Genomic DNA, 18,545 nt, shown 5'->3' with positions numbered 1-18,545 from the left:
TCCGTGGTGGAGGGGGAATATCCCGTCGGTCGTTCCCGGTGACTGAGACGGTGATGCGAATATGTTCGGGGGTAGAAGACGATGTGGAGCTGGTCCGCGGATCCGACGTCAGCGATCCCAGTGCGGCGGTCCCGACGGCGGCGGTTCCGCCGTCAGTCGTCGGCGGGCGGCGACTCGCCGATCGCGGGGCGCTCGACGTCGCGGTCGGTCGCCTCGCCCTCGACGTCGAAGGGGTACTCGCCGGTGACACAGCCCAGACAGAGGTCCTCGTGTCCCGTTGCGAGCGTCTCGGCGATCGCGTCGATCGAGAGGTACGACAGGGAGTCCGCCTCGATCGTCTCGCGGATCTCCTCGGTCGACCGGTCGGCCGCGATGAGTTCCTCGCGGGTCGCCATGTCGATGCCCAGATAGCACGGCGCCACGATCGGAGGCGCGCCGATCCGCATGTGGACCTCCTCGGCGCCGGCCTCCTTCACGAGGTCGACGAGCTGGGTGGAGGTGGTGCCCCGGACGATCGAGTCGTCGATGATCGTGACCGTCTTCCCCTCGACGGTCGAGCGAATCGGGTTCAGCTTGAGCCGGACCGCCCGCTCGCGTTCGTCCTGTGTGGGCATGATGAACGTCCGGCCGACGTAGCGGTTCTTCATCAGCCCCTCGGCGAAGGCGACCCCGTCGTCACCGTCCGGCCGCGGGTCGCCGTCGGCCGTGGTCTCGTTGGCCGCGTCGGCGTAGCCGGAGGCGAACGCCCGGCCGGAGTCGGGAACCGGCATCACGACGTCGGTCTCGACGCCGGCCTCCGCCCAGAGCTTCCGACCGAGGTCCCGACGGACCTCGTAGACGAGCTCGTCGTCGATCACCGAGTCGGGGCGGGCGAAGTAGACGTGTTCGAAGAAGCAGTGGCCGGTGTTCTCCTCCTCGACGAGCTGGTAGGTGTCGTAGCCGGTGCCGTCCGCGTCGAGGACGACCAGCTCGCCGGGGCGGACGTCCCGGACCAGCTCGCCGTCGAGGGTGTCGATCGCGGCCGACTCGGAGGCGAGCACGTAGCCGTCGTCGAGCTTTCCGATGCACAGCGGCCGGTTCCCCTTCGGGTCCCGGACGCCGAGGACGGTGTCGTCGTGCATGATCGTCAGCGAGTAGGAGCCGTGGATCCGCTCCATCGTCCGCTTGACGGCGCGGACGAGGTCGGCGTCGAGGAGGTTCCGCGCGAGGTCGTGGGCGATCACCTCGGTGTCGCCGTCGGAGGTGAACGCGTGCCCCTGTCGCGCCAGGTCCTCGCGGATCTCGGCGGCGTTCACGAGGTTGCCGTTGTGCGAGAGCCCGAGCGATCCCGACTTGAACGAGACGGAGAAGGGCTGGGCACAGCTCTTATCGAGGCTGCCCGCGGTGGGGTAGCGCACGTGGCCGATCCCCGTGGTCCCGTTGAGCGACTCGAGGTCGTCCGCCTCGAAGGCGTCCCCGACGAGGCCCCGCTCGACGTGGCCGTGCTGTTGGAAGCCGTCGTGGGTGACGATCCCCGCCGACTCCTGTCCGCGGTGTTGTAACGCGTACAGCGCGTAATACAGCGGTCGTGCGGCCGGTCGGTCCTCGAGCGCGACGCCGACGACCCCGCACTTCTCGCGCGGGCCCGCGGCGATCCCGTCCCCTCCGGGTTCCATACCGATCGGTGCGGGATCGATTCCTAAAAAGACTCGTGTTTGTGGCGTGTTGCCCCCGAATACCGAAGCGTTCGATCCTCGATCGTGGATCTAACACGATCGATATCTACATTAAATACGCGGAGACGTGGAATCGTTCTACACCGAGACGTGGACCTGACGGAGACGTGGAATCGTTCTACACCGAGACGTGGAAGTCGTCGTGCGCGCTTGCCTCGTCGGCGACCGCCGCGAGCAGGGTCGCGACGTCGTCGAGGTCGGTCGTGTCGATCACCTCGACGGGGGTGTGCATGTACCGGTTCGGGACCGAGACGTTGATCGAGGGGATCCCGGACCGGGAGGTGTAGAAGGCGTCGGCGTCGGTCCCGGTCCGGGTGCCGGCCGCCTGGATCTGGACGTCGACGTCCGCGTCGGCCGCCGCCGACCGGGCCAGATCGACGAGAACCGGGTGGTTCGCGCTGCCGCGGGTGATGACCGGCCCCTCGCCGAGCTCGACCGGGCCGCGCCGCTTGGCGGCGACGTCGGGGTTGTCGGTGGCGTGGGTGACGTCGACCGCGATGAACGCGTCCGGATCGAGGTCGTAGCCGACCATCTTCGCCCCCTGCAGGCCGACCTCCTCCTGCACGGTGGAGACGGCGTAGACCGTCGCGTCGACGTCGGCGGCGACCGCCCGCCGCAGCGCCTCGGCCGCGCACCACGTTCCGACGCGGTTGTCCATCCCGCGTGCGGCGAGCCGGGTGCCGGCGAGCTCCCGGATCGTGGTCGAGACCGTGACCGGATCGCCCACCTCGACCAGGTCGCGTGCCTCCTCCTCGTCGGCCGCGCCGACGTCGACGAACTGCGCGGAGACGTCCTCGTACTCGTCGTTGGCCGTGTCCCGGAGATGGATCGCCGTCTGCCCGATCACGCCCTGCACCGGCTCGTCGGCGTGGATCGTGACGTGCTGGCCCTTCGAGACGGTGCGGTCGGCGCCGCCGACGGAGGCGATCCGGAGGTACCCGTCCTCGAGGACGTCCCGGACGATGAATCCGATCTCGTCGGCGTGGCCCGTCACCGCTATCTCCGGGCCCTCGCCCGACCCCTCGTGGACCGCGACCGCGTTCCCGTAGGCGTCGGTCCGGACCTCGTCGGCGAACGTCTCGACGTGGTCGATCCACACGCGCTGGCCGTTCGTCTCGAAGCCCGAGGGGCTCGGCGTCTCCAACAGCGTCTCGAGAAACTCGCGTCGGCGCTCGTCCATACCGGTCGCTGAACGGGAAGCCGTATCAAACCGACGACTCGATCGACGGAGCGGGGACCGCTTCGGGGATGCGGACCGCCGTGACGATGCTGGCCGCTTCGGCAGCGAGAGGCGACGCAAGCGCTTTGGGCGACCGGACCCGAACGTGGCTATGAACCTCCTTCGCAGCGTCCGCACGGTCGCCGAGGCCTCCGGGACCGGCGTCGTGGACTGGGACCGGGTCGGCAGGGCCGCCAAGGAGGGAACCGACCCCGGCGCCCTGGACCTCTCGCCGGCCGACCGCGCGGGCTACGCGAGCGACGTCCGGGACGCCCGCGACCGGCTCGGGTCGGTCGCGGGGATCACGTTCGCCGTCCCGCCGACGGTCGAGGTGCAGAACCGCCACCACTGGATCGACGCCAACGTCGAGACGTTCCGGACCGTGATGGCGCCCGTGGAGTCCCACGCCGCGCCGGCGTTCCCGGAGCTCTCGCGGGTCGCGAACACCGGCACGATGTCGGTGCTGTTGGCGTTCCTGGCCCGCAACGTGCTCGGCCAGTACGACCCGCTGCTGTTGGCGGACGAGCCGGCCGCCGACCACGGGCTCTACTTCGTCCACCCGAACGTGGTGCGCGTCGCCGACGAGCTCGACGTCTCCTATCCTCGCTTCCGCCGCTGGATCGCGTTCCACGAGGTCGCCCACGCCGCCGAGTTCGGCGCGGCGCCGTGGCTGCCCGACTACCTCGAATCGCGGATGGAGGACGGCGTGGCCGCGATCGCCGACGGCGAGCTGGACCGGGACGCGTTCCGCGAGCTCGACGCCGCGATGACGGCCGTGGAGGGCTACGCCGAGCTGCTGATGGATCGGGCCTTCGACGACGCCACGGACGATCTCCGCCGGAAGCTCGACGCCCGCCGGTCGGGCGGCGGACCGATCGCCCGGATCCTCCGGCGGGTCCTCGGGCTCGGACTGAAACGGCGCCAGTACGAGCGCGGCGCCGCTTTCTTCGAGCACGTCGCCGACGAGCGCGGGGTCGCGGCCGCGGCCGCCGTCTGGGACGAGCCGGCCGCGCTCCCGACGGACGCCGAGATCGACGACCCCGCGGCGTGGATCCGGCGGGTGGATCCCTGACGCAGACGGCGGTTGACGCTCGAACTACCGCCGACGACCGCCCCGCCCGCGTCGGCGGGACGGGGTGAATTCGCCGGCCGTCCGAACCACGTACCACAACAGGACCAGCGAGACGAGGAACCCGCCGCCGAGCGCCGCGAGCAGCTGGCCGGTCGTCGCATCGCCCACCAGCGCCACGCCGCCGGCGGAGGCGGTGACGACGAGCACGAACAGAGCCTTGAGCCAGCGGGCGCCGGCGTCGTCTTCCGCCTCGGGCGTCGAGTCGACCATCAGCCGCGCGCCTCCCGTCCGGGTGACATACGCGCCCTTGCGGACGGACCGGCTTGAACCTCGTGGCTCGGGGGTGGACGCCTCGGCGTCGGGACGGTCGGCACCGTCGCGAACGGCGTGCCGACGCAGCCGACGTTCCGGGTCGCTTTTTTAGCGGGCCGCCGACCGATACCGTATGGACGAGGAACTCCGCGAGCGCGTCGAGGCGGCCGCCGAGGAGGCCGCGCTGTTCAACGCGCTCAAACACGACAGCGACCCCGACGTCGGCGCCATTATGGGGCCGCTCATGGGATCGAACCCCGACTTCCGGCCGCACGGCGACGCGATCCCCGGCATCGTCGCGCCGATCGTGGATCGGGTGGCCGGGATGGACGCCGCCGAGCGCCGCGAGCGCCTGGCGGAACTCGCGCCCGATCGGCTCGAGGAGCTCGAGGCCGACGAGGAGACCGACGACCACGCGCTCCCCGACCTCCCGAACGCCGAGGACGGCGAGGTCGTGATGCGGGCGGCCCCGAACCCCAACGGGCCGTGGCATATGGGCCACGCGCGGATGCCCTCGGTGATCGGGACCTACGCCGAGCGGTACGACGGCGAGTTCATCTGCCGGTTCGACGACACCGACCCGGAGACGAAGCGGCCCGACCTGGACGCCTACGACGCGATCCTCGAGGACATCGAGTACCTCGGGTTCGAGCCCGACCTCGTCTTAAAGGCCTCCGACCGGATGGAGACCTACTACGAGCACGCCCGCGATCTGATCGACCTGGGCGGCGCCTACACCTGCTCGTGTCCGGCCGCCGAGTTCAGCGAGCTGAAGGCGAACGCCGAGGCCTGTCCGCACCGTGGGAAGGACGTCGAGACGATCCACGAGGAGTTCGCGGCGATGGTCGCGGGCGAGTACGACCCCGGCGAGATGGTGCTGCGCGTGAAGACCGACATCGAGCACAAGAACCCGGCGCTGCGCGACTGGGTCGCCTTCCGCCTGATCGACACGCCGCATCCCCGCGAGGAGGCGGCCGAGTACCGCTGCTGGCCGATGCTGGATTTCCAGTCGGGCGTCGACGACCACCTCACCGGCGTCACCCACATCATCCGCGGGATCGACCTCCAGGACTCCGCGAAGCGCCAGCGGTTCGTCTACGACTACTTCGACTGGGAGTACCCCGAGGTGCTTCACTGGGGACACGTCCAGCTCGACGAGTACAACGTGAAGATCTCGACGTCGACGATCAAGGAGCTGATCGAGGCCGGCGAGCTGACCGGGTGGGACGACCCCCGCGCGCCGACGATCCGGTCGCTGCGCCGCCGCGGGATCCGCGGGCAGGCGATCGTCGACGCGATGGTCGAGCTCGGGATGTCGACCTCCGACGTCGACCTGGCGATGTCGTCGGTGTACGCGAACAACCGCGAGCTGATCGACGACGAGGCGAACCGCTACTTCCTCGTACGCGACCGTGCGGACGACCCGGCGGTCGAACTCGACGTCGCGGGCGGTCCCGACGCCGGCCACCCGCCGCTGCACCCCGACCACGAGGACCGCGGTACGCGCACCGTCCCCGCCGGAACGGTGCTCCTCGAGGCGTCCGACCTGCCCGCCGACGGCGACCGCGTCTGGCTGAAGGGATACGGCTGCGTCCGATACGACGCTGACGGCGAGACCCTCGAGTACCTCGATGACGACATCACGGCGGTCCGCGAGGAAGGGGTGTCGGTCGTCCACTGGGTCCCGGCCGAGGAGTCGCTCGAGACGCTGCTCCGGACGGTCGACGGCGACGTGGCCGGCCACGCCGAGCCCGCAGTCGCTGACCTCGCGGTCGACGAGATGATCCAGTTCGAGCGCGTCGGGTTCGTCCGGCTGGACGCCTTCGATCCCGAGCCCGCCCCGTCGGGATACGGCCCGACCGGCGAGGAGGACCTGGTCACCTACTACGCGCACCCGTAGGGCCCTCCCGCGGGTCGTTCACCGTCACTCGAATTGCGGGTCAGTCGAAGCGTCGTTCAGTCGAAGCCTGAGTCAGTCGAAGCGCCGTTCAATCGAGGCCTCGATCAGTCGAAATAGCGGTCCGGAACCCACGCCCGCAGCGACGCGGGCGTTCGCGCCGCGATCGCGGCCGCGATGTCGGGAAGCCGGCGGCGCACGGCCACGTACACCGCGGAGACGCCGAGCAGGACCGCCGCGAGCGCGAAGAGCGCTCCCTCGGCGACGACCAACACCGGAAGCCCCGCGGCCGTCGCGATCCCGAGATCCTCGGGGGAGCCGTCGTAGCGGATCCATCGACGGGGCGCGATCCACCGGCCACGGACGTGGTCGTAGACGGCCCGATCGTCCCGGCCCTCCCACGGCCGAAGCTCGAGGCCCCCGCCGAGCACGTCCATCAGACAGTGGGCAGCCGCGGCGGCGAATCCGACCGCGAGCGCGGCGACCGTCGGCGTCGACGCCAGGACTGTCCCGGGGAGCGATACGGTCCCGCTGAGGCCGCCGAGGCCGGCCGCGGCGATGACCGACGCCACGACGGCGGCCGCGGCGTACAGGACCGGAAAGTGGAGCGTCCGCCGATGTCCCTTATAAAGGTCGAGGTCGGGAAACGCGCCGCCCACGAGCCCCGCGATCAGGACGATCCCCGCCAGCTCGGGGAATCGGACGGCGATCGGCGTGGCGATCGCCATCCCGACGAGCGCGTGGGTGGTCTGCATCATTGCGTCCTGATCGAGACGACAGAAGACTATGAAGCTGTCGGCGGTGTGGCTCTCCGCGGCGAAGACGGCCTCCCCGCTCGACCGGTCTCGTTCCTTTTAAACGCCCTCGACCGTCTCGCGGTACTCGTTCAGCAGGGCGTTCGCCTCGTCGACGGCGTCCGCGGCGGCCGGCTCGTCCGCCTTGAGGTCCTTGAGTTTCTGCTGGAGGCGGGCGACCGTGCCGTGGTCGGGCCCGCGGTCGCGGTCCGCGAGCGCCGCCAGCCGGTCCGCCCGTTCGGTCAGCCGATCGGCGGCGGATCCCTCGACCGCGGTCGCTGCCTCCCGGAGCACGTCGCTCGCCTCGTGAAGCTTCTCGATGCTCATACGATCCACTCAGTTCGGGAAGCCCATAGCAATTGTGTCGACCGGACCCGAACCGAGCTGGATCGACACGGCTCGCGCCGATGTTTATAAGCGATGCCGTCGAATCCCGCCGGCCCTTATAAGCGGCGCCGCCGAAGCCCGCCGACCCTTATAAGCGATGCCGCCGAAACCCGGGTATGGTCACGATCAAGGACAGCGTCCACGACCACATCCGGATCGACGGGGTGGCCGCGGACCTGTTGGACACCCCCGCGGTCCAGCGGCTGCGGCGGGTCTCCCAGCTCGGGACCGTCACGCTCGTGTATCCCTCGGCGAACCACACCCGGTTCGAGCACTCCCTCGGCGTCTATCACCTCGCCAGCCGCGCGCTCGACCATCTCGGGATCGAGGGGACACGGGCGGACCGGATCGAGGCCGCCGCGATCCTCCACGACGTCGGCCACGCTCCCTTCAGTCACAACGTCGAGTCGCTGCTGTACCGCCACACCGGGAAGTACCACGACGACGTCGCGGACCTCGTGGCCGCGGGCGCGGTCGGCGACGTCCTCCGTGACCACGACCTCGACCCGGACCGGATCGCGGAGCTCATCGCCGGCGAGGGACGGTACGCCGGGCTGATCTCCGGGGAACTCGACGTGGACCGGATGGACTACCTCGTGCGCGACGCCCACCACACCGGCGTCCCGTACGGGACGATCGACACCGGGCGGCTGGTCCGCGAGCTGACGTTCGTCGACGACACGCTCGTGCTCGACGAGGGAAACGTCCAGACCGCCGAGAGCCTGCTGCTCGCGCGGGCGCTGATGAACCCCGTCGTCTACACCCACCACGTCGCGCGCATCTCGAAGGCGATGCTGCGCCGGGCGACCGCGCGGCTGCTGGAGACGCCCGACGTGACCGCCGAGACGGTCCGCCGGATGGACGACCACGAGCTGATCGTCGCGTTGCGGCGCACCGAGGCCGCACAGCCCATCGTCGACCGATACGATCGGCGCGACCTCTACAAGCGAGCCGTCTGGGCGGAGTACGACGACGTCCCGGACGCGGTCCGCGACGCCGACCACGAGCGCGTCCGCGAGCTCGAGCGGGAGATCGCCGCGGCAGCCGGCCCCGACGCGGCGACTGCCGGCCCCGATCCGGCGACTACCGGCCCCGATCCGGCGACTACCGGCCCCGATCCGGCGACTACCGGCTCCGACCCGGCGGCGGACGTCGACGACGTGGACGTGATCCTCGACGTGCCGCCGGAACCGTCGATGCGCGAGTCGACCTCCCGGGTCACCGTCAACGGGGAGATCCGCCGGCTGGGCGACCAGTCGCCGCTCGTCTCGGCGCTGCGGACCGCCCAGCGCAACCAGTGGCGGCTCGGCGTCTACTGCCCCGCGCCGCTCACCGACCGGGTGGGGCGAGCGGCCGCCGACGTGCTCGGGCTCGACCCCGATTCGCTCATCAGCGACGTCCGACGCGGGCTGGAGACGACGCTCGACGAGTACTGATCCCGACCGGACGTCATCGAGGCGGGAGCCGCACGTTTCACGCCCGGTGTCGTGAGCTTCAAGCCGCGTCGCGTGGACCGAACGAGCATGCACGTTGAAGGGACGATCCTCCGCGGACCCGAGTTCACCCCGGTCGAGGGGCGCGTCGTCGTGGCCGACGGCGAGATCGTCGCGGTCGAGGAGACGGACACGGACGAGGACGCCGTGATCTGTCCCGCGTTCGTCAACGCCCACACCCACATCGGCGACTCGATCGCCAAGGAAGCCGGCGGCGGCCTCCCGCTCGACGAACTCGTCGCGCCCCCGGACGGGCTCAAACACCGACTCCTCCGAGCGGCCGACCGCGAGGAGACGGTCGCCGCGATGGCCCGGTCGCTCCGGTATATGGAGTCGACCGGAACCGGCACGTTCCTCGAGTTTCGCGAGGGCGGCCGCGAGGGAGTTGCGGCGCTTCGGGACGCGCTGGCGGGCACGGGCGGAGCGGAGCCGGTCGGCGAGCGGGACGTCGACGCCGTCATTCTGGGTCGCGAGGAGGAGTCCGTCCTCGAGGTCGCGGACGGCTTCGGCGCCTCGGGCGCGCGGGACGCCGACTTCGACGCGGAGCGGAACGCCACCCGAAACGCCGGCAAGCTCTTCGGCATCCACGCGGGCGAACGGGACGACCTGGACATCAACCCGGCGCTGGATCTGGACCCGGACTTCCTCGTCCACATGGTCCACGCCGGCGAGCTCCACCTCGAGCGGCTCGCGGACCGGGACACGCCCGTCGTCGTCTGTCCGCGGTCGAACCTCGTGACGAACGTCGGCGTCCCGCCCATCCGCGAGCTGGCCGACCGGACGACCGTCGCGCTCGGCACCGACAACGTGATGTTGAACTCCCCCTCGATGTTCCGCGAGATGGAGTTCGCCGCCAAGCTCGCCGACGTCTCCGCACGGGAGGTGCTCCGGATGGCGACGGTCAACGGCGCCGAGATCGCGGGCCTGAACCGCGGCGTCATCGAGGAGGGCGCGGACGGGAAGCTGCTCGTCCTCGACGGCGACTCCGACAACCTCGCGGGCGCCGAGGACCTCGTCCGGGCGGTCGTCAGGCGGGCCGGCGCGAACGACGTCGAGCGCGTCGTGCTGTAGGGCCCGCTGCTGAGCGCGTTGTGCTGTCGGGCCCGCTGCTGTGGATCGGGTGACGAGTTCGAACGGGGGCACGCTTATGGGATGACGGACCCATCCATAGATCGTGATGGACGTAGACGCGGCACTCGTTACCGAGCCCGAGGGTGAGTTCGAGATCGACACGGTCCAGCTCGAGGAGCCACAGGCGGGCGAGGTGCTCGTTCGGATCGTCGGCGCGGGCGTTTGCCACACGGACATGATCGTCCGCGACCAGCTGTATCCGACGCCGCTGCCCGCGGTGCTGGGCCACGAGGGGTCCGGCGTCGTCGAGGCGGTCGGCCCCGGCGTGACCGGCGTCGAACCGGGCGATAACGTGGTGTTGAGCTACGATTACGACGGCGACTGCCGCAGCTGTCGGGACGGGCATCCGGCCTTCTGTGAGGACTTCTTCGAGCACAACTTCTCGGGCGCCCGCCCGGAGGACGGCACCTCGCCCATCTCGCGGGACGGCGAGCGCGTCAGCGGGCGCTTCTTCGGGCAGTCCTCGTTCGCGACGCACGCGATCGCGACCGAGCGGAACGTCGTCCCGGTCGACGACGACGTGCCCCTCGAGCTGCTCGGTCCGCTGGGATGCGGCATCCAGACCGGCGCGGGCGGCGTCATCAACTCCCTGGACCCGCAGGCGGGTTCGTCGATCGCGATCTTCGGCGCCGGCTCGGTCGGCCTCTCGGCGGTGATGGCGGCGGGGATCAAGGGCTGTACCGACATCATCTCGGTCGACCTGAAGCCCAACCGGCTGGAGACGGCCGACGAACTGGGCGCGACCGAGACCGTCAACCCCGGCGAGGTCGACGACGTCGTCGAGACGGTCCGCGAGATCACCGGCGGCGGGGTGAACTACGCGCTCGAGACGACGGGCGTCCCCGAGGTCGCCGAACAGGTCGTCGAGACGCTCACCCAACGCGGAACCGCCGGGATCATCGGCGCCCCCGCGCTCGGAACGGAGGCGAGCTACGACGTCAATAACCTCATCCTGAACGGCCGGACGATCACGGGCATCGTCGAGGGCGACGGCGACCCGCAGCAGTTCATCCCCGACCTGATCGAGCTGTACCGACAGGGGAAGTTCCCCTTCGACGAGCTCGTGACCTACTACGACTTCGCCGACATCCAGCAGGCCGTCGAGGACTCCGAGAGCGGCGAGACGATCAAGCCCGTCCTGCGCGTCAGCGAGCCCTGACGCCCGGACGCGGCGGTTTATAAACCGTCTCGACCGGACGAATCGGTCATAAAAGCGGGTCGAAGCTCTCGACGCGGTGGTCGCCGAGCACGCAGCGGCCGCGCTCGTCGTGGCCCAGCCGCTCGACGTGCACCGCATCGAGGCCGGCGTTCCAGGCGGCCCCGACGTCGCCCTCGCCGTCGCCCGCGTAGTAGCCCCGCGCGCGGTCGGGATCGACGTCGAGGTCGGTCATCGCGAGCTCCAGCGGGGTGGGGTCGGGCTTCCAGCCGGTCGACTCGGTACAGCAGACGACCGTGTCGAAGTGGTCGCGCAGGTCGAGCGCGTCGAGGACGGGATCGGTAAGGAACTCCTGGCAGTGGGTCACGAGGCCGGTCGGGCCGTCGACCGCCGCGAGGGCGCGCTCGGCGTCGGGATGAAGATACGTCGACGCCGCCCGCTCGTACGGGTCCTCCTCGGCGTGGAAGGCGTTCCAGAAGGCATCGGGGTCGACCCCCCACGACCGGAGCGTCTCGTTGCGCGATCCCGTCAGCCCGTGCCAGAGGATCCGTGCCTGTTCGTCGGAGAAGCGTCGGCCGAGCCGGTCGCCGACGCGATCGAAAACGCCGCGCGTGTACTCCCACTCGGCGTCGACCAGCGTCCCGTCGAGGTCGAACAGGTGAAAGTCGTACGCGCTCGCGAGCATACACGTCCCTACGACCCCGACGGAAATGGCCCTTGTGGTGGGCGACGGTCCCTGCCTCCGTCGGGACGCCGACGAGCCACCGGCGCGACGTCGGCGTACGGAGCGTGACTGGACCGTCCACGGGACACGTTCGCGACGCGGTTCGTGCTCGTCGACCGCCGCGGGAGTTATATACTCTATATAGAGAAACGTTGCCATCCGTAATCTATTCGGTGCCTCCGGGTCTACGTCAACGTATGATCGAACGAACGGTTCCGTCGGCGAGATGGACGTCGCCGCCGTCCCCGAGCGAGGGCCGATGCCGATGACCCAGACGGGCATCGAGGGCGCGCTAGTGGCCGAGCTCGACGCGTCGGTGACGAAGCTCGTCGTCGCGACGCTGTTGGGGATGTTCCTCGGGTTGGAGCGGGAGTGGTCCCACAAGACCGCGGGCATCCGGACGTTCGCGCTCCTCGCGCTGCTCGGCGCGGTCTTCATCGTGCTCGACGCCGCGGGCCTGCTGGTCGTCGGAGGGTTGTTGATCGTGGCTCACGCGGTCCTGCTCGCGGTCCGGAGCTTCATTCGGGAGGACCACGAGGGGCTCTCGTTGACGACGTCGGTCTCGATGCTCGTCGCCTACAGCATCGGGGCGCTCGTCGGCGAGGGGCTCTACATCGAGGCGGTGACGGTCGCGGTGTTGTCCTCCCTGCTGTTGGTGTTGAAACGGGAACTCCACGAGTTCGCCTGGGGGCTCTCCAAGGAGGAGGTGCGGTCGGCCACCGAGTTCGCCATCCTCGCGTTCGTCGTCTATCCGCTGTTGCCCAGCGAGCCGATGGGGCCGTGGAACGCCATCCAGCCGCGGGTCGTCTGGCTGCTCGTGATCGCGATCGCCGCGATCGGATTCTGCAACTACGCCCTGCTCAAACGCTACGAGGGACGCGGACTGGCCGTCACCGGCTTCTTCGGCGGGCTCGTCAACTCGACGGCGGTCATCGCGGAGATCGCGAAACGCGCCGCCGTCGATCCCCCGCTTCGCGAGTTGGCCGTCGGCGCCATCCTCCTGGCCAACGCGGCGATGGCGCTCCGGAACGCGGTCGTCGTCGCCGCGTTCGTCCCCGCCGAGGCGGTCGCGGTCGGCCTCCCGCTCGGCGGGATCGCGGTCGCGGGCGTTGCGCTGTCGACGTGGACCAGCGACTGGGACGCGACGATCGAGACGGACCTGACGTCCCCGTTCAGCACGACGAACGCGTTGACCTTCGGCGCGCTGTTCCTGGTCGTGCTCGTGGTCGCGGCGGGTGCCCAGGCCACCGTCGGCGCCGGCGGGTTCCTCCTCACGATGTTTCTCGCGGGGCTCGTCTCCTCGGGAACGGCAGTGACCTCGGCCGTCACGCTGGTCAGCACCGGCGGGATCGCGGCCGATACCGCGGTCTGGGGCGTCATCGTCGGGACCGTGGCGTCGATCCTGGTCAAAGTCGCCCTCGCCGCCACGATCGACCGGTCGCTCGTCGGGCCGGTCCTCGGATACAGCCTCGCGCTGATCGCGGTCGGCGTCGGGCTCGGTGCCGCCGCGACGCTCGCACCCGGTGCGGTTGCCGGGCTGTGGTGAGTCGCGGAGCGCTCCGTTTCGAACCGGGCGTCGGGATCCGGATATCCACCCGGCTCCGTCCGGGTGCTGCGTCGGGAGGAAAAACCACCTCGCGGTCGCTCGCGAGCAGGCGAGACCAAAAAACGCCGTGAGATGTCCGTTACTCGCTGCCGAACATCTGGCGCATCATCCGCCGAACGGGCCCCTATTTGGTCCCCAACAAACTGCGATCAGAGTTCACCCTACTTTGGGAAGTTCCACAACGAAGACTGAGCCGTTAGGATCGTTATCTTTCACCCATACCTTGCCCCCGAATTGTTGGGTTAAGAGATGTACGAGATATAACCCAATTCCGGATCCGGGGCTGTCTAATCCTTTTTTTCCCTTCCCGAAGATCTGGTCTTTCTGGTTGTCGGGGATACCAGGCCCATTATCTGCAATCCGGACACGAATCGTGTCTGAATCCTCTTCGCAACTAATCGTGATTTCAGGGACCTCTTTGTCGTTGTGTCGAACTGCATTTTCGAGGATATTCCGGAAGACCGAGGAGAGCATCTCGTTTGCCAGTACCGACACGTCGGGGAGATCACCCGAGACCTGAAACTGAGCATCCGGGAACGAATCACGTACTGCGGCGAGTTCCGCGTCGAGAAGCGGCTGTAGCTCGATTGGTTTTAATTCAGCATCCTCATCCTCTGAAAGCGACTCAACGAAATCACGTGCGACCTCTGTGAGCTGAATCACGTGCCGGGACTTCTGTAAGACTCGCTCCAGGGCTTCTTCCCCGTCTTCATCGATATGTTCTTCCAGGATTTCAGCCCACCCGAGAATCACCGCCATATCGTTCCGGATGTCATGGCGAACCACACGATTCAGGGCTTCAAGCTGTTCGGTTTTTTCTTCGAGCCGTTTCCGATACGACTCCCGCTCGGTTACGTCGGTAACTGTCACCAACTGGCCCGTCGTCACCTCACCAGCTACAAATGGCGTGCTTGACACGTCATAATATCGTGTCTCGTCATTCTGCGTAATCGCCAGCACGTCTTGCTTCGTGAGATGATCCGCAAGTGCCGTATTCACAGCAGTTAGAGGTTTGCCAAACGATTCCTCAAGGGCTGGAAAGAGTCTACGGGCTGCTTGGTTGTAATCCCGGACACAGGTCTCCTGATCGAGGAAGATCGCCGGTTTATCTGACTCTCCGGTGAGTCGGATTCCCTCAAATCGCTGTCTGTAGAAAAATAGCGTTCCAACGGCGAAGAGCGCGACACCAGGCGGCTCATACATTAACGGGAGCAGCCAGTCAACCTGGCCGCCAATAATCGTTGCAACAGCTGGGAGCCCTGAGAGTCCAACGAGCACGACGAGCGGACGGCTGTCGCTACCAGTGTGATAGAACCGCTCCATAAGGACGAAGAACCCGACAGCGATGGCGGCATATGACAGTCCTAAGACGATCCAGTAGAGCAGTTCATGGCGGATTACGAGGTGCGGAAACGGCTCAGTGACCCATTCGGCCGTGAAATAGAGATTGTGGAGTGGATTCGTGACTTTGAGTACAGTGAAAAAGAGGAACGTCCCGAGGATGAGCTTTCGGAACGGGGCGTGCCGCGGTGGGCGGCCGGTATAGGCAGCACAGAAGTAGAGCCACGCACCGACGGCGATGAACGCGAACACAAACCCAAGTATATAGAACGCAACTTTTCCCGAACGCGTCGGTGCGAGAAGGTAGCCGATGTATCCCCCAGACCACAGGGCGACTGAACCGAGGAAGACAACGAACCCTTCCCGTGTTCCCGGATGCTGGATCTTCCGTGCTTGAGGAATCGCTGCCACGCAGGCAATTGCAGACAGCGCGAAAATGATGATATGGCCGAGAAGAAGCGGTTGCACCATTCTAATAAAAGGCAGTTATCAGGCTGTCAGATAACTGTTTGGACGAGTACTCTGACAGCGGTCTATCTGACCTTCTCACTGTCAATTGAGATGAGCTACCACTCGCTGATTAAACCGATGAGCAAAACATATTCGGTTAGATAACAGATACGTATCAGTATGACCGACGAGTTATCGCAGGGAGAAATTGACACACTACTTTACGAGTCGGGCGTTGGTGTACTAGCGCTCACTGACGGTGCAGAAGCGTATTCGATTCCAGAATCGTTCGGCTATGACGGTGAGAAAGTGTATTTTCAGTTCGTCTACACAGCTGATAGCAAGAAGATGAGATTCCTCGAAACGACAGAGACAGCGACGTTGACAGTCTACGACGAACACCCTGCAAAGAGCGTCCTTATTCAGGGCCCAATTGAAGTTGTCCCCGGAAAGGATGAAACCAAGGCCGCCACAGCAATCGCAGAAAACGCTTCTATTCCAACTCTGAATGTTTACACCGAAACGACACCAGAAGAATTCACAATGGACTACTACCGCTTAGAGCCAACCGCAATATCCGGCCGTCAGTTCAGTGCTTTCACCCCTACTCCCGACGACCAATAGGCAACCTTTAGCGACTAGTTGTTGCAGACAGGAATGTGACTGAAGAAGAGGATTTCAACAGTATCAGTTTGGATTGTTCTGTCCGGAAGTTGATTCAAAACGCCGAGCACCGCGAATCATCCGGAACGCGACGGCAACAACGGCGATCACGAACACGAGCCAGTACCACTCGCCGTTAGCCGTTGATGATCGTAGTTCTAGTACCCCGACACTAACCGTTAACACGGCAACGTAGAGCGCATTTGTTCCGATAAAATCAGCTAACTCTTCCTCGTCTGTTACCCTCTCAGGGTCGTATCCAGCGATCAACCCCATCACACCGACGTACTTAATCAGGACACCGAGAATACCGACGAAAACACCCGCTGCAATCACGGTTACTGCTGGTTCAGTCATAGGACTGTTGAGACACTGTTCGGTTTCTAAATTGCTCGATACCCACTCGACCGAGATGTCCGACGGCAAACCCAACGGTACCGATGATGAGGCTCGCAACGCCGAGTACTACCAATCCAACCGGATCGAAAAGGAACGCGAGTTTCCCACCGAGCGAGTGGCTCGAGAGCCCCAAGAACGCCCACTCGGCTTGAAATCCGATGTAGGCTGCGAACAGGCTGACCCACGCCACGAGCAACCCACTCCGTCGAGCGCCTACGCCAGCGGCGACGGCGAATCCGACGAGTGTCGCCGCCCCTGGCAGGACAACCACACCACCAGACACCTGAAAGACGCCGAGTGCATACGCCACGAACGTCCCAATAAGGACTGTGAGGGCAACGAGTCCATCGAGCGTCCACTGATAGCGACTGCGGGGACGACCGACGAGTACTGTTCGAAGAGCTGGGACCATATGCCTATTTGATGACCGTATCACTGAATACTTTTCACATCCCATAGATCTGACTCGAAACCACCAGTATAGGAAACTCACTCTCAGGAACACCGTGCGAGAGACGGCGTGGTCGTCACCCTTGATCGGTTCATCCTGCAGCGTAGATCGCGTAATTGAGTACGACTGCAAACGACACCCATCCAAGATACGGAACCAGTAATGCGGCGGCGAGACGGCTGACGCGGGAGAACGTCACAATGGTAGCAACAATTGCGACCCACAGCACAACGATCACGACGAGTGCTAGATCAGCCCGCTGAAGTCCGAAGAAAACGGGCGTCCAGGCTAGGTTCAGCGCGAACTGAACGGCGAATGTACTGAAAGCGATTCGGACAGGCCGTTGATCCGCTTCATACCGCCAGACGATGAATACGGCCACTCCCATAAACGTGAACAGGAACGTCCAGACGATCGGAAACAGAATCTCTGGCGGGTAGAACCACGGGCGATCGATCCAGTTCGTATCCGCACCAATGAACACCGCCGGTAATGCCCCCAGCGCGTTCATCAACAGAACCACACCCAGGGCAAAAACTCCCTCACGTGTCGATAGCCCACCCCGTTGAAACATATCTCACCTGCTCACCGGGTACGGGTAGTGGTTGCGCCCAGGGGGACTCGGCGTGGCGAAAATCACTCGTCGTTACTTGGCGATGCAAGCAGCTCGTCTTCATATGCAGCTATCGCTTCGACAATTTTGTCAGCGTCCTCATCAGAAACACCAGACTCATCGAGAGTCTCGTACAAGAGCTCAATTGCTCGATGGATGTGAGATGGTGAAAATGGTACATGGAGATGTGCCTCACGAACTGGTTCTGCATCATATGTTTCTGGCCCCTCGGCAGCGTCACACAAGAAATCTGTCTGTGTCTCTCGAAGTTTTTCCAGATCTGCATCCTCAAAGAAGGGGCCTAACTCTTCGTCATCCTGTAATTTCTCATAGAACACATCAACGACAGCACGGATACCGTCGTACTCACCAAGTCGGTCGTACAGCGTTGATTCCGCCATACTTCCATCTCTTAGCTCATTGATAAAATAATTTGGAAATCCAGGTGTGTCATCGTTCAATACCTCGATACTGTTGCATCGTGACTGCCAATGGAAGGAAAAACAAGAGATGTTCCTGACCGATCGATCCCGGGGTAGGTCGTGTCGCGCTCTTCACTTCGGCCGTGGTTGCTTTTGCCATCAGGTAGCTCCACCCCGCGTTGATCCGGAAATAATCCTTGACGATAGGTAGCGGATAGCTGTCGCAGAGTGAATCGTAAATAGCTGTTCCGCGGCGTCGAGCCTGCTCACAGCTCGGTTCCGGGAAAAACTCGCGTGCAAAGAATGCGTACACGTGTGGCGTTTCAAATATCCCATCGATGATGGAGCCGATCGAGGGTGGCGGAGTCTCATCCGTCGGAAGCGCCTCTGTATCAATGTACTCGACGATCGGTTCAACCGCTTCCAACTCCGGAGCAGCTTTCGCTCCTCGTTCATACTCCGAGAAAAACTCGATGCAGCACTCCGGATACCCGTGAAGCACTCCCTGATACCGTTCGAACGCGGCGCGATCATCCGAGACGACCGCGTCGATATTCCGGTCAAGGACATCACCCGGCGCTGGCGCATCGTTCTCACGGAAAAAATAGATGCGTGCTCCATAGTTCACCCGTTCGGGCGTTCGTAGCCACTCCGGGAGTACAAAGCACGTGCCGGGAAACTGTTGTTTGAGATACTGCAC

18 protein-coding genes and 1 pseudogene are annotated in these 18,545 nt (G+C 65.6%); 7 read left to right on the top strand and 12 right to left on the bottom strand.

Features of this window, described 5'->3' with window-relative positions; genetic code table 11:
* Positions 1–152: 152 nt before the first annotated feature.
* Together purF and BLV25_RS00090 are read right to left on the bottom strand one after the other, a co-directional pair.
* Positions 153–1,655, bottom strand: a complete 1,503-nt coding sequence (purF, locus tag BLV25_RS00095; protein WP_092730139.1) for an amidophosphoribosyltransferase — start codon at positions 1,653–1,655, stop codon at positions 153–155.
* A 178-nt stretch (positions 1,656–1,833) separates the two neighbouring features.
* A complete protein-coding gene (locus BLV25_RS00090) occupies positions 1,834–2,895 on the bottom strand; it encodes a M20/M25/M40 family metallo-hydrolase (RefSeq protein ID WP_021072682.1) in 1,062 nt (353 codons plus the stop codon).
* Between the two features lie 151 nt (positions 2,896–3,046).
* On the opposite strand from BLV25_RS00090, the gene BLV25_RS00085 reads away from it, so the two are divergent.
* A complete protein-coding gene (locus BLV25_RS00085) occupies positions 3,047–4,006 on the top strand; it encodes a zinc-dependent metalloprotease (RefSeq protein WP_092730137.1) in 960 nt (319 codons plus the stop codon).
* A gap of 24 nt (positions 4,007–4,030) precedes the next feature.
* Here the strand turns inward: BLV25_RS00085 and BLV25_RS00080 are convergent, their stop codons facing one another.
* Positions 4,031–4,276 (bottom strand): hypothetical protein, encoded by a 246-nt coding sequence (locus BLV25_RS00080; protein WP_021072684.1) that lies wholly within the window; start codon positions 4,274–4,276, stop codon positions 4,031–4,033.
* 175 nt (positions 4,277–4,451) lie between these two features.
* On the opposite strand from BLV25_RS00080, the gene BLV25_RS00075 reads away from it, so the two are divergent.
* Entirely contained in the window at positions 4,452–6,218 is a 1,767-nt protein-coding gene (locus tag BLV25_RS00075) for a glutamate--tRNA ligase (RefSeq protein WP_092730135.1), read from the top strand.
* A gap of 104 nt (positions 6,219–6,322) precedes the next feature.
* Here BLV25_RS00075 and BLV25_RS00070 read toward each other — a convergent pair whose 3' ends face one another.
* Together BLV25_RS00070 and BLV25_RS00065 are read right to left on the bottom strand one after the other, a co-directional pair.
* Complete coding sequence (locus BLV25_RS00070) at positions 6,323–6,970, bottom strand: metal-dependent hydrolase (RefSeq protein WP_256335612.1); 648 nt, start codon at positions 6,968–6,970, stop codon at positions 6,323–6,325.
* Between the two features lie 99 nt (positions 6,971–7,069).
* Positions 7,070–7,336: a DUF7553 family protein gene (locus BLV25_RS00065; protein ID WP_092730131.1), complete on the bottom strand. Its 267-nt coding sequence runs from the start codon at positions 7,334–7,336 to the stop codon at positions 7,070–7,072.
* 176 nt (positions 7,337–7,512) lie between these two features.
* Here BLV25_RS00065 and BLV25_RS00060 point away from each other — a divergent pair, with 176 nt between their 5' ends.
* From BLV25_RS00060 to BLV25_RS00050, 3 genes are all read left to right on the top strand, one after another.
* Complete coding sequence (locus BLV25_RS00060) at positions 7,513–8,832, top strand: HD domain-containing protein (RefSeq protein WP_092730129.1); 1,320 nt, start codon at positions 7,513–7,515, stop codon at positions 8,830–8,832.
* An 87-nt stretch (positions 8,833–8,919) separates the two neighbouring features.
* Positions 8,920–9,960 (top strand): amidohydrolase family protein, encoded by a 1,041-nt coding sequence (locus BLV25_RS00055; protein WP_039401926.1) that lies wholly within the window; start codon positions 8,920–8,922, stop codon positions 9,958–9,960.
* A 106-nt stretch (positions 9,961–10,066) separates the two neighbouring features.
* Entirely contained in the window at positions 10,067–11,179 is a 1,113-nt protein-coding gene (locus tag BLV25_RS00050; protein WP_021074734.1) for an NAD(P)-dependent alcohol dehydrogenase, read from the top strand.
* Positions 11,180–11,225: 46 nt separating this feature from the next.
* On the opposite strand, the gene BLV25_RS00045 is transcribed toward BLV25_RS00050, so the two are convergent.
* On the bottom strand, positions 11,226–11,861 hold the full coding sequence (locus BLV25_RS00045; RefSeq protein ID WP_021074735.1) for an HAD family hydrolase: 636 nt from the start codon (positions 11,859–11,861) through the stop codon (positions 11,226–11,228).
* A gap of 304 nt (positions 11,862–12,165) precedes the next feature.
* Here BLV25_RS00045 and BLV25_RS00040 point away from each other — a divergent pair, with 304 nt between their 5' ends.
* Positions 12,166–13,446: an MgtC/SapB family protein gene (locus BLV25_RS00040; protein ID WP_092730711.1), complete on the top strand. Its 1,281-nt coding sequence runs from the start codon at positions 12,166–12,168 to the stop codon at positions 13,444–13,446.
* Positions 13,447–13,662: 216 nt separating this feature from the next.
* On the opposite strand, the gene BLV25_RS00035 is transcribed toward BLV25_RS00040, so the two are convergent.
* Positions 13,663–15,318, bottom strand: coding sequence for a sensor histidine kinase (locus tag BLV25_RS00035; protein ID WP_092730127.1), 1,656 nt, complete (start codon positions 15,316–15,318; stop codon positions 13,663–13,665).
* A gap of 159 nt (positions 15,319–15,477) precedes the next feature.
* On the opposite strand from BLV25_RS00035, the gene BLV25_RS00030 reads away from it, so the two are divergent.
* On the top strand, positions 15,478–15,921 hold the full coding sequence (locus BLV25_RS00030) for a pyridoxamine 5'-phosphate oxidase family protein (protein WP_092730125.1): 444 nt from the start codon (positions 15,478–15,480) through the stop codon (positions 15,919–15,921).
* A gap of 63 nt (positions 15,922–15,984) precedes the next feature.
* On the opposite strand, the gene BLV25_RS00025 is transcribed toward BLV25_RS00030, so the two are convergent.
* From BLV25_RS00025 to BLV25_RS17150, 5 genes and pseudogenes are all read right to left on the bottom strand, one after another.
* Positions 15,985–16,317, bottom strand: coding sequence for a DUF3784 domain-containing protein (locus tag BLV25_RS00025; RefSeq protein WP_092730123.1), 333 nt, complete (start codon positions 16,315–16,317; stop codon positions 15,985–15,987).
* Positions 16,310–16,771: a hypothetical protein gene (locus BLV25_RS00020; protein ID WP_092730121.1), complete on the bottom strand. Its 462-nt coding sequence runs from the start codon at positions 16,769–16,771 to the stop codon at positions 16,310–16,312. The genes BLV25_RS00025 and BLV25_RS00020 overlap by 8 nt, the downstream gene beginning before the upstream one ends.
* A 130-nt stretch (positions 16,772–16,901) precedes the next feature.
* Positions 16,902–17,384, bottom strand: coding sequence for a TspO/MBR family protein (locus tag BLV25_RS00015; RefSeq protein ID WP_092730119.1), 483 nt, complete (start codon positions 17,382–17,384; stop codon positions 16,902–16,904).
* A gap of 62 nt (positions 17,385–17,446) precedes the next feature.
* Positions 17,447–17,824, bottom strand: coding sequence for a truncated hemoglobin (locus BLV25_RS00010; RefSeq protein ID WP_092730117.1), 378 nt, complete (start codon positions 17,822–17,824; stop codon positions 17,447–17,449).
* 49 nt (positions 17,825–17,873) lie between these two features.
* Positions 17,874–18,545, bottom strand: a pseudogene (locus BLV25_RS17150) (hypothetical protein); the annotation flags it as partial.

This window comes from Halopenitus persicus (assembly GCF_900107205.1).
GTDB classification, from domain to species: domain Archaea; phylum Halobacteriota; class Halobacteria; order Halobacteriales; family Haloferacaceae; genus Halopenitus; species Halopenitus persicus.
Note: the sequence above shows the minus strand (reverse complement) of the source record. Positions and strands in the feature narration are given on the sequence as shown.